Annotated in this window: 10 protein-coding genes; 7 read left to right on the top strand and 3 right to left on the bottom strand. The window is 43.9% G+C overall.

The window, feature by feature from the left end:
* Positions 1–23: 23 nt before the first annotated feature.
* The 5 genes from L4C38_RS17600 (at position 24) to L4C38_RS17580 (ending at position 6,888) form a co-directional block, all read left to right on the top strand.
* Positions 24–1,739, top strand: a complete 1,716-nt coding sequence (locus L4C38_RS17600; RefSeq protein WP_428798861.1) for a dipeptide ABC transporter ATP-binding protein — start codon at positions 24–26, stop codon at positions 1,737–1,739.
* An 85-nt stretch (positions 1,740–1,824) separates the two neighbouring features.
* Positions 1,825–3,375: an ABC transporter substrate-binding protein gene (locus L4C38_RS17595; protein WP_428798860.1), complete on the top strand. Its 1,551-nt coding sequence runs from the start codon at positions 1,825–1,827 to the stop codon at positions 3,373–3,375.
* Positions 3,376–3,523: 148 nt separating this feature from the next.
* Positions 3,524–4,501, top strand: coding sequence for an ABC transporter permease (locus L4C38_RS17590; RefSeq protein ID WP_428798859.1), 978 nt, complete (start codon positions 3,524–3,526; stop codon positions 4,499–4,501).
* A gap of 2 nt (positions 4,502–4,503) precedes the next feature.
* Positions 4,504–5,442: an ABC transporter permease gene (locus L4C38_RS17585; RefSeq protein WP_428798858.1), complete on the top strand. Its 939-nt coding sequence runs from the start codon at positions 4,504–4,506 to the stop codon at positions 5,440–5,442.
* A gap of 390 nt (positions 5,443–5,832) precedes the next feature.
* Complete coding sequence (locus L4C38_RS17580) at positions 5,833–6,888, top strand: SPOR domain-containing protein (RefSeq protein ID WP_428798857.1); 1,056 nt, start codon at positions 5,833–5,835, stop codon at positions 6,886–6,888.
* 226 nt (positions 6,889–7,114) lie between these two features.
* On the opposite strand, the gene L4C38_RS17575 is transcribed toward L4C38_RS17580, so the two are convergent.
* Positions 7,115–9,061, bottom strand: a complete 1,947-nt coding sequence (locus L4C38_RS17575; RefSeq protein WP_428798856.1) for a methyl-accepting chemotaxis protein — start codon at positions 9,059–9,061, stop codon at positions 7,115–7,117.
* A 560-nt stretch (positions 9,062–9,621) separates the two neighbouring features.
* Here L4C38_RS17575 and L4C38_RS17570 point away from each other — a divergent pair.
* Entirely contained in the window at positions 9,622–10,962 is a 1,341-nt protein-coding gene (locus L4C38_RS17570; RefSeq protein WP_428798855.1) for a sodium-dependent transporter, read from the top strand.
* Between the two features lie 92 nt (positions 10,963–11,054).
* Here the strand turns inward: L4C38_RS17570 and gorA are convergent, their stop codons facing one another.
* Together gorA and L4C38_RS17560 are read right to left on the bottom strand one after the other, a co-directional pair.
* Positions 11,055–12,410 carry a glutathione-disulfide reductase gene (gene gorA / locus L4C38_RS17565; RefSeq protein WP_428798854.1) on the bottom strand — a complete coding sequence of 452 codons (1,356 nt, stop codon included), beginning with the start codon at positions 12,408–12,410 and terminating at the stop codon, positions 11,055–11,057.
* Positions 12,411–12,530: 120 nt separating this feature from the next.
* On the bottom strand, positions 12,531–13,370 hold the full coding sequence (locus tag L4C38_RS17560; RefSeq protein WP_428798853.1) for a 23S rRNA (adenine(2030)-N(6))-methyltransferase RlmJ: 840 nt from the start codon (positions 13,368–13,370) through the stop codon (positions 12,531–12,533).
* A 268-nt stretch (positions 13,371–13,638) separates the two neighbouring features.
* On the opposite strand from L4C38_RS17560, the gene prlC reads away from it, so the two are divergent.
* On the top strand, positions 13,639–15,681 hold the full coding sequence (gene prlC / locus L4C38_RS17555) for an oligopeptidase A (RefSeq protein WP_428798852.1): 2,043 nt from the start codon (positions 13,639–13,641) through the stop codon (positions 15,679–15,681).
* Positions 15,682–15,729 lie beyond the last annotated feature (48 nt).

The following is a 15,729-nucleotide window of genomic DNA, read 5'->3' as shown; positions in this document are numbered from 1 at the left end:
GCCTAAGCAGTAGAGGTCTGGTAATGTCACTTTTAGAAGTTAGAAATCTTCGTATCGAGTATCCTTCTCGACACGGGGTACTCGCGGCGGTTAAGTCATTGTCGTTCAATATTGAGCGTGGCGAAATTGTCGGTGTTGTTGGCGAGTCGGGTGCAGGTAAATCGACAGTTGGTAACGCTGTTATTGATTTGCTTAGTCCTCCGGGTACGATTGCTGGAGGAGAGGTTTTCCTCGAAGGGGAAAAAGTCTCAGGTCTTTCTCCACAGCAGATGCGTAAAGTTCGTGGTTCCAAAATTGGATTTATTTTCCAAGACCCAATGACATCGCTCAACCCTCTTTTTACTGTAGAACACCAGTTAAAAGAGACTATTCACGCCAATATGAAGGTGTCGGATGAAGAGGCGTATCAGCGTTCACTTTCTTTGATGCAACAAGTTGGTATACCCCAGCCGGAAAATCGACTTAAGCAATATCCCCACCAATTTTCAGGTGGTATGCGACAAAGAGTTGTTATTGCCATCGCTTTAGCTGGTGAACCAGATCTTATTATTGCTGATGAGCCAACCACAGCGTTGGATGTCTCGATCCAAGACCAAATCCTAAGCCTTATCCGTGAGTTGTGCGTTAAGAATAATGTCGGCTGCATGTTGGTGACCCACGACATGGGTGTCGTTTCTAACGTGACTGATCGGGTTGCGGTTATGTATCGCGGTGATTTGGTGGAATTTGGTCCAACGAAGAAAGTCTTGGGTGACCCAGATCATTCCTACACGCGGAGCTTAATCTCAGCGGTACCACGTTCAGATGTGAAGCTTGATCGCTTCCCCCTCGTGAGCTACATCGAAGAAGCATCCGAGCTGAAGCCTCTCGATATTAAAAATCACTGGTTAGGGCAAAGCCAAGATCAGCGAGCCTATAATGGTGCGCTACTGCAGGTCGAAGATGTAAACCTTCGCTTTGTGACCAAGGATTCTTTGTTTGAAAGCCGCAGAGAGTATGTTCAAGCATCGAAACAGGTGAGCTTCGAAGTCTTCGAAGGCGAAACCTTTGGTTTGGTCGGTGAATCTGGCTCAGGTAAATCAACCATTGCACGTGTTATCGCGGGATTGTACCAACCGAACTCAGGACGCGTGACATTTGAAGGAATTGACCTCACGGCTTTGACGTCAGAGAAAGAGCGTCGACCAATGCGCCGTCAGATGCAGATGGTATTCCAAAATCCATATACTTCGATGAATCCGCGCATGAAAGTGTTTGATATCATCGCAGAACCTATACGTTTTCATAAACTTACGCGCAATGAAACAGAAACTCGACAGATCGTTAACGATCTTTTGGATCATGTTGGTTTGGGCGTAATGGCTGGCTTGAAGTACCCACATGAGTTTTCTGGCGGTCAGCGTCAGCGTATTTCTATCGCTCGTGCATTAGCTACACGTCCACGCCTACTGATTTGTGATGAACCGACATCTGCACTGGATGTATCAGTTCAAGCGCAAATCCTTAATCTACTTAAAGATCTGCAAGATGAGTTGAACCTCACCATGTTGTTTATCAGCCATGATTTGCCGGTTATTCGCCAAATGTGCGATCGGGTAGGGGTGATGCAAATGGGGACATTGCTTGAAGTTGCACCAACTGAGCAGTTGTTTACCGAACCTCAGCACGAATATAGCCAACATTTGATTTCATTAATGCCGGAATTTACCGGTTTAAGAGAAGAAATAAAAACAATATAAGTCGTGAGTCGCTAAAGGTTCTTAGCGAATTACAGATGCAAACACAACAACGAGGGATTGAAATCCCGCATGAAGGAGTTATGCAATGAAAACCATGAAGAGCAAAATCGCAGTCGCTTTGATGGCCGCAGGCTTAAGCTTTAGTGCAACCGCAGCTGATATTACGGTTGCGTATGATGCTGACCCAGTATCACTAGATCCACATGAGCAGCTATCTGGCGGTACAATGCAATTGTCGCACATGGTATTTGATCCGCTAGTTCGCTTTACTCAAGATATGAAATTCGAACCGCGCTTAGCAGAGTCTTGGGAGCGTATCGATAACGAAACAATGCGCTTTAAGCTACGTGAAGGCGTGAAATTCCACTCTGGTAACGAACTAACAGCAGATGATGTTGTTTGGACATTTGACCGTTTGAAGAGTTCGCCTGATTTCAAAGGTATCTTTGCGCCATTAGTCTCTTTAACCAAAGTAGATGGCTACACATTTGAAATTAAAACCGACGGCACTTACCCATTGATCGAAAACGTTGCGACTTATCTCTTCCCAATGGATAGTAAGTTCTACACTGGTAAGACAGAAGACGGCAAAGACAAAGCAGAATTGGTTAAGCATGGTAATTCGTATGCATCGACTAACGTTTCTGGTACCGGTCCTTTCATCATTACGTCACGTGAACAAGGCGTAAAGGTTGAATTTGAGCGCTTTGCTGATTACTGGGACAAAGATGCTGGTAACGTTGATAAGATCACACTCGTGCCAATCAAAGAAGATGCGACTCGTGTTGCTGCATTGCTTTCTGGTGATGTAGATATGATTGCGCCTGTTTCTCCAAACGATTACAAGCGTATCAAAGGTGCGAGTGATGTTGACTTGTACACTATGCCGGGTACTCGTGTTATCACTTTCCAAATGAACCAAAATAGCAACCCTGCGTTGAAAGACGTGCGTGTACGTCAAGCGATTGTATACGCGATCAACAACGAAGGTATTGCTAAGAAAATAATGAAAGGCGCAGCAACTGCAGCATCTCAGCAAAGCCCTATTGGTTATGCCGGATACGATGAAGGATTGAAGACACGCTTTGATCTTAAAAAAGCGAAACAGTTGATGAAAGAAGCCGGTTATGAAGATGGTTTTTCACTGAGCATGATGGCGCCAAACAACCGCTATGTTAATGATGATAAAATTGCACAAGCATCAGCAGCAATGCTATCTAAAATTGGTATTAAGGTTGATCTTAAAACTATGCCGAAAGCTCAATACTGGCCTGAATTTGATAAATGTGCAGCAGATATGTTGATGATTGGTTGGCACCCAGATACAGAAGATTCAGGCAACTTTACTGAGTTCTTAACCATGACGCGTGATGCGGATACAGGTAAAGGTCAGTACAACTGTGGTGGTTACTCTAACCCGACAATCGACAAGCTTGTTAATGATTCGAATACAGAAACAGATCTTGTTAAACGTGGTCAGATGCTGAAACAAGTGGAAGCGACATTGTACGATGAAGCTGCATTTGTTCCTCTTCACTGGCAAGATCCATCATGGGCTGCGAAGAGCAATGTGGAAATTGGTCCTATCGTTAATGGTATGAACTTCCCTTACTTTGGCGACTTAGTTGTTAAGTAAGTACTTAGTTATAAGGATTAACCAGCACGGTTAACTCCCTCCGGTGCCTAACGTTATATCAGTCGAGTTGGGCACCTAAATTAAGACTGATTGTCTATTTGCCACGAAAGTGCATATAGATTTCTATGGATAGTTAAAGGGGCAAGGAATGTTTTCGTTTCTGGTCAATCGCCTGTTTCAGGCACTGATAGTGATGTTTGTGATCAGTTTAGTGGCGTTTGCCATTCAAGATAACTTGGGCGATCCGTTACGTGAGCTTGTTGGGCAGTCTGTTTCTGAATCAGAGCGCCAAGCTTTACGTGATGATCTCGGCTTGAATGATCCCTTCATTACAAAATACACCCGTTTTGTTGGCAATGCGCTGCAAGGCGATTTAGGTACATCTTACTTTTTTAAGCGTCCTGCTGTGGACGTAATTCTGGATAAATTGGTACCAACGTTAGAGTTAGTTTTTGGTGCCGCTGTCATTATTGTTGTTTTATCTATTCCCCTTGGTGTTTATTCCGCTATCCATCCGAAAAGCTTTTTGACTAAAGTTGTTATGGCGATGAGTAGTGTGGGTATTTCTATCCCCGTATTCTTAACCGCAATTATGCTGATGTATGTCTTCTCGATCGAGTTAGGTTGGCTGCCATCCTATGGTCGTGGCGATACGGTAAACTGGCTAGGTTGGGAATCGGGCTATTTTACCTTAGATGGTTTAGCTCATTTGGTGCTGCCTTGTGTTTCATTGGCTTCAATCATGTTGCCGCTATTTATCCGTTTAGTCCGCTCTGAAATGTTGGAAGTGTTAAGTTCAGAATACATTAAGTTTGCGAAAGCAAAAGGTTTGAAACTGAATAAGATTTACTACCAACATGCACTTAAAAATACCATGCTACCTGTGCTAACCGTTGGCGGTGTGCAAATTGGCACTATGGTGGCGTACACCATTCTTACTGAAACGGTTTTCCAATGGCCGGGGATGGGCTTTTTGTTCCTTGAAGCAATTAATCGAGTCGACACTCCGTTGATTACCGCTTACGTTATTTTTGTTGGTTTAATCTTCGTTGTGACTAATACCATCGTCGATTTAATGTATGGATTAATAAATCCAACCGTGGACTTAACCGGAAAAGGAGCATAATCATGAGCCAAGCAGCAACTGCTCCTTCCCGTTGGGAGCGATTTAAACAATCGGATTTTCTGTACTACTTCTTACGCGATAAAGTGGCGATGGTCAGCTTCGCTATTTTTATGGTGTTTTTATTATTGGCGTTGGCTGCGCCAATTATCTCACCAACGGACCCTTATGATTTAAATTCGATTGATCTTATGGATTCGGAACTTCCACCATCTTGGATGGAAGACGGTGAAGAACGCTTTGTTCTGGGAACCGATGAACAAGGTCGAGATATTTTGTCGACCATTCTTTATGGTTCTCGACTCTCTCTCACCATCGGTTTTTTGGCAGTAGGTTTACAACTGATCTTAGGTATCGTGATTGGTTTATCAGCAGGCTACTTCGGTGGTCGTATTGATAGCTTCTTAATGCGTTTTGCCGATGTGCAACTCTCTTTCTCCACCATGATGGTGGCCATTATTGTTTCGGCAATTTTCAAAGCCAGTTTTGGTAGCGAATTTTATAGCCAATATGCTGTGATGATGTTGGTGGTGATTATTGGTATTGCTGAGTGGCCACAGTATGCACGTACTATTCGTGCATCGGTTTTGGCAGAGAAGAAGAAAGAGTATGTTGAAGCCGCTCGTGTGATGGGCTTTAAAGCACCACGTATTATGTTCCGTCACATTTTACCAAACTGTCTGTCGCCGATTTTGGTGATCTCGACCGTTCAAGTGGCAAACGCGATTATGTCGGAAGCGGCACTGTCTTTCCTAGGTTTAGGTTTGCCGGTAGATCAACCATCATTGGGTGCATTGATTAGTATTGGCTTCAATTACATCTTCTCTGGAGCGTGGTGGATTACAGCCTTCCCTGGTATTGTTTTGGTAACCTTAGTCTTGGTTATTAATCTATTGGGTGACTGGCTCCGAGATGTCTTTAACCCGAAAATATATAAAGGTTAACGATTTCAATAGCCAATGAAAAGCCGCGATTTATTCGCGGTTTTTTTATATCTGCTTGGGCGAGTTGATAAATATGCGATCTTCGATAGTGCTGGAATGTGACGATGTTTGGGTAAACTATTGTCTGATAGCGCGTTGGGCTGTTTAGCGGCTGATTATTGCTCTTTACTTAGTATTATGGAGGTTATTAGTCGAAGCTCGATTTTTTTGCAGACTGTCGAACTCTAAATCGCTAAACGTATGTTCGAAAGGGTGATCGAACCGATTGTTTGACATCAAAATGTGCTTAAACTGAGAGCCAAAATTTATTGCGGCTCTTTTTTTGCATCTACATTTTCTCAACAGTCATTATTTTATGATGACAAGACGCAGTTTGTTGGTGAGGTCTAGATGAATATCAAAAGCAATGTCTTAACATTAAGTGACTCTAAAAAGGGTCTATTTCATCGTCATGCCTCTCATAGTCAAACAAATAACAACAAAGGTCGATTAACCAATATGGATATAAAATTGCTGCCACTATCAACTACACGCGCCAAGTTACTGACGGTTGTCGCGCTGAGTGGAGCTTGGCTTGCATCGCCTGCTAGTGCGGAAGAATTTCTTTGTGATGCCAAACAGACATCAACTCAAGAACTTCCACTTTTGTCCTCCTCTTGCCCAATAGGCAAGGGTTTATGGGGTAAGCAGCAGCCAAAAGGTGAAAAATCGACATTTTGGATTCAATGCGGCGTATTGGCAAAGCCATTGTCAGTTGATGAAGCCAAAAGTATTTATCAGCATATTTCTACGGATGTGTGGGCAAAAATTGAAGGTAAAAATGCACGCTGTTTAATCGGTCCTTACCAAGATTTTGCTCAAGCAAGCAAAGATCTCAAAGCGGTTAAGAGCCTCAAACCTTATAAGCAGGCATTTATTCGTGAAGTTGTCGAAGGGGTAACAAAGACAAGTGGCAGTGTCATCGATAAACCAATAAAAACCAACACTCGTACTGCGGCTGCTGCAAAAGTGACTTCCGAACGTCAATCCACGACGATTATTCCCCCAGTAAAGCCCGCCAAAGTCGCGGCAAAAAAAAACACACCTGTGGTCGAATCTTCAGAGCCTGAGTCTTTAGAAATTTCAATTCGTCGTGAAGTGAAGGTTGGTAATGTGCACTATAAAGTGCCGTATTTACCATTTAGTGACGCGCAATTCTATATGGAGTATGACAAGCCATGGAATCGTTTAAATTTCGAGACTGCGACTAAGGTATGCCAACAACTCAATATGAGGTTGCCAAACAAACAACAGTGGCAGGCTCTGCTTGAAGCCAAAGTAATGAAGAGCAATCAATGGCCTATGTTCTTGCCTTATTGGGGAGCGGAGAACACAGCTTTGTTTACCAGTGGAAAAATCACCACTACTTCTGGTAAGTCACTGTTGAACGTGATGTGTGTGGGATAACATTGACGATATAGCCTGTTAAAGCAAAAGAGCCAACAGTAACAATTGTCGGCTCTTTTTATTTTAAGTGATGATTAGGGGGCTATATGGGGGTAATTAAACCACTGTTGTCTATTTATCTTGCTTGTAAAACTTATCTTGCACACCAATCGAAAGGTTGCCATTTTGGCTTCTAGTCGCTGGGTCCGACCAATGACTAAAGAAAAATCGATTGTGTATTCCCCTTTTAATTTACCCCTTTAAAGCTGGCGACATCTTTAGTTAATCCTTGCATGGAGCCAACAATGCTGTTGCAAGCTTCACGACTATTTGCCAGAAGGATCTCGCGTTGATGCCCTTGTACTGCGATGTTCTCTATGTGGCTGCTAATGTCATTGAGGCTATCGCTGCTAGAGCGAGTTTCATCGGCAATTTTTGCATTCATATCAAACAGCTTGACCAATTCTGTTCTCAACTCGCTGAGCGATTGTGATGCTTGATTCTGCTCTGTAAGACTGCTTTCACTGCTTTTGTGAATAAATGACATTTGTTCGGTCACATTTGCAGCGGCAGACATTAAGCTATTGATGATTTCTTGAATCTCCGTGGTGGAATCATGAGTGCGCTGTGAGAGGCTGCGTACTTCATCTGCTACCACGGCAAAGCCTCTACCATGTTCACCAGCTCGTGCGGCTTCGATAGCAGCATTAAGTGCAAGCAGGTTGGTTTGTTCAGAGATACCACTGATCACTTCAAGTACTTTTAGGATTCTATCGGTATGAGTATTCAAATCGTTTAGGTCTTGCTGGCTCTTTTCCATATTTGCTTGTAAGGCTTGAGTGCTGGAGACACTGCTATCCATGATGGTTTCAGTTTGAGTTAAAGATAACTGCCCATTTTCCGAAACCGCTTTGATCTCATCACAGAAGATGGCAAGACCGTCCAATGCGACGTTTATTTGTTGCGTGGTAGTGGCAATGTTGTCCAAAGATCCTTGCTGTTCTTGGGAGGCGCGATTGACTTGTTCAGAATTATTTTTCAGTGTGTAAGCGGCTTTTGCCGAGCTTTCGGTGGTATGTTTTACTTGCCGCATCGCTTCTTGCAAGCAATCTAGGAAGTAGTTGAATTGCTTTGCTACATCGCCAATTTCGGCGTTATCATCCACCTCAACATGCTTGCCAAGGTGGAGCTGTGTTGCTGTATGCTCGATACCTTCAGTAAGCTGACGAAGTGGTCTGATTAAGGCGTTAACCAGCCAGAACATCACCATAATTGCGATGGCTCCGACAACCAATGAAACAACCAGTGTTTTCCACGCCATGGTCATCATAGGCGCCATCAGCTCTGACGTTGGTGTTTCTAACACCACAAATCGTTGAATCGTAGGTACCCATTTGGTTGCGATAAATAGTTCTTTTTCGTTGACTTCACGTGTGATGATTTGGAAGTTTTGTGTTTTATCGAGTATCCCTTCAAAGGCGTAAACACTATTTTCAGGATTGATAACACTGCCTTCTGGCATGACATCAAGATTGCCCCGCTCATCAACCAGCATTGCCTTGCCACTTTGACCAATAGATTGATTCTCAACCAAAGTCACCATGCTGTTTACGTTTACTCCGAGACCGGCCACCACAAAAGGCTCGTCCGAGTCAACTTTCTGCTTGCTACTGCGGTAGTTGATGAACATAAATTTGTTGCCGTTTACTTCATCAAGGTTGAGTTCATAATCTTGATTTTTAGCAACAAACGCTTGGTAGAAGTCTCCATTTGCATAAGCTTCTAGCAACATGCGGTTAAACTCGCCACCCGCTTCAACAAAGTACTCTTGTCCATAAGCGCTTTCAGCACTTAAAAATAAAATATCGGCTTCCGATAAGCTTTTGATGTGATTGAAGCTATTTTTAATTGGTGTGGCATCTTCCGCTAAATATGGAGAGTTTAACCATTGAGCGACCTCAAGTGATTCGGTCAATGCTTGCGCGTGATTGATGGAAGGAAGTAAAGAATTGGTAATTTTTGCCCCTAAGCTATCGAGTTGCCCAGGAATAGTTTCGTTGAGCAGGGCTCGCTTTTGTTGTTTAAAATCGTGACTTGCCAAATATAAAGAAACGCTAGCAATACTGATGAGGATCAGTAGAGAAAAAGTAATAAAAATCCGAGTTCGGATCGACAGATGACTCCAGTTGCGCATAAAACTCTCCATGTAATCCATTACTGCACACTATCGATATTGATATGTGATGAGGCGCTTATAGTTTAGAAAGGTAATTGGTTACAGAATATGACAAGTTTGAACTATAAAATGGATACATGAATTGACTCGCACTAAAGTACTAGCTTTGTTTCATATTTACAGTGTCGATGCTGGTTGGTGAGTCTTGCTCTGAATAGCCCAACCTAGTGTGGATGTATTGGTGAGCTATTATGATGCATGAAATAGGGGTTTACATTGTTACAAGGGCACTGTAGGTTATTACTATCGTATTTTCGTTTAGTGGAGGTCTCTGTGTACAATTTGAATAACTTAAACCTTCGCTGTCTACTGCCTACAGCTAACTGTCGATTTAGCTTTACTCTAGTTTTTATTAACTAGGGTTAGTCGCTTTGCTGGCCCTAAAGAGGGTTGGCGGTCTAGTAATTTCAATTTCCCCATTCCTCTCTCGGTCAGATAATTTTAAACCGTAATGAGGAAATTATGAAAACAAACAAAAATCTCACCCCGTACTCTCTCTGTAATGAGAGGTCTTGAATATGTCTGCAGTTCGCCAAGGTTTCTCATCGCGTATTGGTTTCATTTTTGCGGCAGCGGGCTCTGCCGTTGGCGTTGGTAATATCTGGGGTTTTCCAACCCAAGCAGCCCAAAATGGTGGTGGAGCTTTTTTGTTGGTTTACCTTGTTATGGTGGTCATCCTTGCTTATCCGATGTTAGTGGCGGAATTGGCAATTGGTCGGTTAACTAAACGCAACCCAGTCGCGTCTTTACGTGCTTTAGGTGAATCCCCTCGTTGGCAAAAAATGGGTGCGCTGGTGGGCGTGTTGGGTATTGTCGCTCTGTCGTTGATCCTTTCTTTTTACGCCATTATTTCAGGCTGGTTAGTTGCTTTCATGGCGGCACCAATTTTTTCTCTGCTTGGTATGGAAAGCATTGCAAATTGGTTAATGGAGTTTTCAACCAGCCGTAACCTTATCATGATGCTTCTCTTTCTTGTCTTGACGATTAAAGTGGTGGGTAGAGGAGTCGCGAATGGTATTGAGCGTTGGTCTAGTCGACTCATGCCTTTATTGTTTGCATTGCTGTTATTGATGACGGCTTACATTTTGACCCTACCGGGAGCAATGGTAGGTCTAGAGATGTATTTGGTGCCAGACTTTAGCCAGGTCATGAATCCGGATTTGATAGTCAGTGCTATGGGGCAAGCGTTCTTTTCACTATCTATTGGTGTGTGCGCTTTAATGGTCTACGGCAGTTATCTAAATAGTGAAGACAATTTGCCAAGAACTGCGGCAGTTGTGGCCGGTTTGGATACTTCGGTCGCTTTCTTGGCTGGATTATTAATATTGCCAGCGATGTTTGTCGCGCAAAATAACGGTGTGCAAATATATACGCCCGAAGGCAGCCTATTATCATCGGATACATTGGTATTTACGGTGTTGCCGGCCATGTTTGATGTGATTGGAACGGCGGGCTCTATTCTTGCTATCGGGTTCTTTGCTTTGATGGTTATCGCTGCGCTGACTTCGGCGATTTCTATGTTGGAAGCACCAGTGAATACATTAACCGAAGAAACAGAGTTACCGAGAAGTCGAGCGGTGTGGGTCGTTGGTGGAGCCGTCGCAATAGTGGCAAGTATTATTGTACTTAACTTTAATAGCTTATTTGGTTTGGTCGTCACACTCACGACAGTCTATGCTCAACCACTGCTGGCACTGGTATTTGGTTTGATGTTGACTTGGGTATTGCGACGAGATCGTTTACTGCAGACGATGAAAGAAGGCAACCCAGAACTAACCGAAGGGGTGTTTTGGAAAATTTGGCCTTGGTACGTGAAGTTTGTTTGTCCGTTGATGATGTTATTAGTGTTTTTCTATTAACGTCAGATTCAGTTGAATAAAAAACTGGTTATAAACATACGATATCTATAACCAGTTTATTTGTTCTGTGATTTCGTTATTTGTTGACGCAGTTAGCGCATGGTAACAAATTCTTCAGAGCCGGTTGGGTGGATCGCGACGACAGCATCGAAATCTTCTTTGGTTGCGCCCATTTTCATTGCGACGCCAAAGCCTTGGATCATTTCATCAACGGCAAAACCAATACCGTGCAGACCAACAACTTTTTCGTCATCACCAGCGCAAACTAGTTTCATTTTACATGGTTGACGGTGCTGAGTGACAGCCGTGTACATTGCGGTAAAGCCTGAAGTGTAAACCTTCACATTTTCTTCGCCGTATTGTGCGATCGCTTCTGGCTCAGAAAGACCAATCGTGCCGATTGGTGGGTGACTAAATACAACCGTTGGAACTAGGTTGTAATCCATTTTTGCGTTGGTTTTGTTGTTGAATAGACGCTCAGATAGCTGACGACCCGCTTTTACCGCGACTGGCGTTAATTCAATGCCACCTTCCATGATATCACCAACACAGTAGATGCCCTTTACGTTGGTTTGTTGATATTCATCGACTTTTATGTAGCCACGATCGTTCGTTGCAACACCCGTTGCGCTGAGGTTGATCGCGTCTGTTGCTGGATGGCGACCGATAGCCCAAATAAGCTGGTCAACATTTTGGCTCTCACCGTTTTCTAGGTGAAGAGTTAGGCTACCGTCTGCTTCTTTGACCACTTCTTTTGGTACGGAGTGTGTATGCAGTGCCGGACCTTCTGCGTTCATCACTTCAACCAATGTTTCGATGATCATTGGGTCAAAGCTACGTAGTGGTGATTCTTTACGGCAGAATAGGTGTGTTTCTGTACCCAGTGCACTCAGCACACCAGCAATTTCAACAGCAATATAACCTGCACCCACCACAGCAACGCGTTTTGGCTGTTCAGCCAAATCAAAGAAGCCGTTTGAGTCGATGCCATATTCTGCGCCAGGAATGCTAGGGATAGTTGGGCGACCGCCTACTGCGATTAGGATATGATCGGCAGTGTACTGCTCACCGTCTACTTCAACTGTGTTCTCATCGATAAAGGTAGCAAAGCCCTTAATTACGTTTATTTTGTTGTTGCCCAGCACGCGATCGTAAGACTGGTGAATACGACCAATATAAGCTTGGCGGTTTTCAACTAACTTGCTCCAATCAAAGCCTTTTACTTCGACATCAAAGCCGTAGTCTGCAGAGTAAAGATTGATTGCTTCTGCAACCTGAGCACCATGCCACATCACTTTTTTAGGTACACAACCCACATTAACGCAGGTGCCGCCAAGATCTTTTGCTTCAATAAGAGCGACTTTAGCGCCGTGCATAGCCGCTCGGTTTGCTGATGCAATACCGCCACTACCGCCACCAATACAGATATAGTCAAAATGTGTCGTCATTACTTTCTCCAATAAGTGTTAGGGGAAGGCATTGCCTTCTGCTCCCTGCATTAATTTTTATATTCCATAATGATAATAAGGGCAGATTGGTTGAACTCAATCCGCCCTCTCAGATTTGATTTATTCCGGCACAATCCAATCGACTTTCCAGTGACCTGTCGCTGGTGCTATCGCTTCTTGTAGGAAAGGCAGAATTTCTTTTATTTGATTTTCCAGCATCCAAGGTGGATTGATTACAATCATGCCTGAGGCTGTCATACCGCGCTCGTTAGTATCAGGTGAGACACCAAGTTCGATTTGAAGTATTTTACGAATGCCAAGCCCTTCCAGCCCTTCAATCATATCTTCAATATCGCAACGGTTAACCACAGGGTACCAAATAGCGTAAATACCGGTTGCCCAACGCTTATGGCTCTGGCGAATGGCTTGCACCACATCACGGTACTCTTTGGCCAGTTCGTATGGTGGATCAATTAATACCAACCCACGACGTTCTTGAGGAGGCAAGCTTGCTTTTAATCGTTGGAAGCCATCTTCCTTGTAAATACTGACGAGAGGATCGCGATGGAACTCTTGTTCAAGTAATGGGTAATCGCTTGGGTGCAACTCTGTCAGTATCATGCGGTCTTGTGGGCGGATTTGTGCACGAGCTACACGAGGCGAACCTGGGTAGTAACGCAGAGCTTCACCGTTATTGAGCGCAGTAATCGAGTCAATATAGCTTTTGATATCTTGCGGAAGGTTGGATTTATCCCAAATGCGCGCAATGCCTTGTTTATACTCGCCGGTTTTTTCAGACCATTCGTGGGTTAAGTCGTAACGACCAACACCTGAATGGGTATCGTGGTATACAAAAGGCTTATCTTTTTGCTTTAGCGCATCAAGGATAAGGCTTTGCACAATGTGCTTAACGACGTCGGCATGGTTGCCTGCATGAAAACTGTGACGATAACTCAGCAAGGGACACTCTCAACGGTCTTTTAGACCATAGTCATAGGATTGATAATACGGCTTAGTATATACCCAAGTTTGTTGAAGATGCAGTATTTGCCGTTTGCAGTTTGATTTCGTCAAGTTAACTAATTTAGTGCCTATTTCTACAAGCTTGTGACCATAATCATCGAGACGCCTATTGAAAATCACTTAACTTACCTATATTTAACTAACATGTAATTATTAAAAAAAACGAACTCGTCAGTTCGCTTTGTGCAAACAAAAGGAATGCATTATGTCTAATCCGCTTCTTACCTTTATCGACTTACCGCCGTTCTCGCAAATTAAGCCGGAACACATCAAGCCAGCAGTCGAGCAAGCGATTAGTGATTGCCGCGACAAGATTGAACAAGCACTGGCAAACAACAGTGCTCCTACTTGGGACACAATCATTGCACCAATCGAAGAAGTGGATGACCGCTTAAGCCGCATTTGGTCACCAGTGAGTCATATGAATTCGGTGATGAATAGTGACGAGTTGCGTGAAGCATATGAAAGTTGCCTGCCAATCCTATCTGAATATGGCACTTGGGTTGGTCAGCATAAAGGCTTGTTTGATGCGTACAAAGCAATCAAAGCAAGTGAAGCATTTGTGGCATTAAACCAAGCGCAGCAAAAAACCATTACTGATGCATTACGTGACTTTGAGTTGTCAGGCATTGGTTTACCAGTAGAAGAACAGCGCCGCTATGGTGAGATCAGTAAACGCATGTCAGAGCTAGGATCTCAGTTCTCAAACAATGTGTTGGATGCCACCATGGGCTGGAGTAAACATATTACTGATGAAGCGGAGCTGGCAGGAATGCCTGAGTCTGCCTTAGCTGCTGCCCAAGCATCTGCCCAAGCGAAAGATCTGGACGGTTATTTGCTGACGTTGGATATTCCGTCTTATCTGCCAGTTATGACTTACTGTGATAACCAAGCCCTACGCCAAGAGTTGTATGAAGCGTACGTGACTCGCGCATCGGACCGTGGTCCAAATGCGGGTAAATGGGACAACAGTGAAATCATCGCCGAGAAACTGAAATTGCGCCATGAAGTGGCACGCATGTTGGGCTTTAGTTCTTACAGTGAAAAGTCACTCGCCACCAAAATGGCAGAAACGCCAGATCAGGTGTTAGGTTTCTTGAACGACCTTGCCACTAAAGCGAAGCCTCAAGGTGAGCGTGAAGCGGAAGAGCTACGCCAATTTGCTCTAAGTGATTTTGGTGTTGCAGAGCTAAACCTGTGGGATATTGGTTACTACAGTGAAAAACATAAACAACATCTTTTCCAAATCTCGGACGAAGAGCTACGCCCTTACTTCCCTGAAGAAAAAGCAGTAAGTGGTTTGTTTGAAGTGCTAAACCGCGTGTTTGATATGCAAGTAAAAGAGCGCGAAGGCATCGATACTTGGCATGAATCAGTTCGATTCTTTGATATTTTTGATGGTGAAGGTTCACTACGAGGTAGCTTCTATCTAGATTTGTATGCTCGCGAGCACAAACGTGGTGGCGCGTGGATGGATGATTGTCGTGGTCGTCGTGTTACTCAATCTGGCGAGCTTCAAAGCCCAGTGGCGTACCTTACTTGTAACTTCAATAAACCAGTAGGTGATAAGCCAGCGCTATTTACACATGATGAAGTGGTCACTTTATTCCATGAGTTTGGTCATGGTATTCACCATATGCTGACTCAAGTGGATGCGGGTGCAGTTTCCGGTATCAACGGTGTACCGTGGGATGCCGTTGAACTACCAAGTCAGTTCTTAGAAAACTGGTGCTGGGAAGAAGAAGCACTTTCGTTCATCTCTGGTCATTATGAGACAGGCGAACCGCTACCAAAAGAGATGTTAGACAAAATGCTCGCGGCGAAAAACTTCCAATCAGCGATGTTTATTCTGCGTCAGCTAGAGCTAGGTTTGTTTGATTTTACTTTGCACACAGAATACGACCCAGAAGTTGGTCCACGCGTATTAGAAACGTTAGCGGATGTGAAATCGAAAGTCGCGGTTTGGCCTGGTTTAGAGTGGAACCGTTTCTCACATGGCTTTAGCCATATTTTTGCTGGTGGTTACAGTGCAGGCTACTACAGCTACCTATGGGCAGAAGTACTCTCTTCAGATGCGTTTTCACGTTTTGAAGAGGAAGGCATATTCAATAAAGAAACCGGTTCAAGTTTTCTGAATAACATCCTAGAAATGGGTGGAAGTGTAGAGCCAATGGAGCTGTTTAAGCGCTTTAGAGGTCGTGAGCCACAGATTGATGCTCTATTGCGTCATTCAGGCATCATCGCTTAATTCTCTTCGTATTTGAGTTTTCTGCGTTGTTAGCGGCAGTTTCCGCTT

Source organism: Vibrio kasasachensis, from assembly GCF_050337565.1.
Classification (GTDB): domain Bacteria; phylum Pseudomonadota; class Gammaproteobacteria; order Enterobacterales; family Vibrionaceae; genus Vibrio; species Vibrio kasasachensis.
This window is presented reverse-complemented; position numbering and strand designations above follow the sequence as displayed.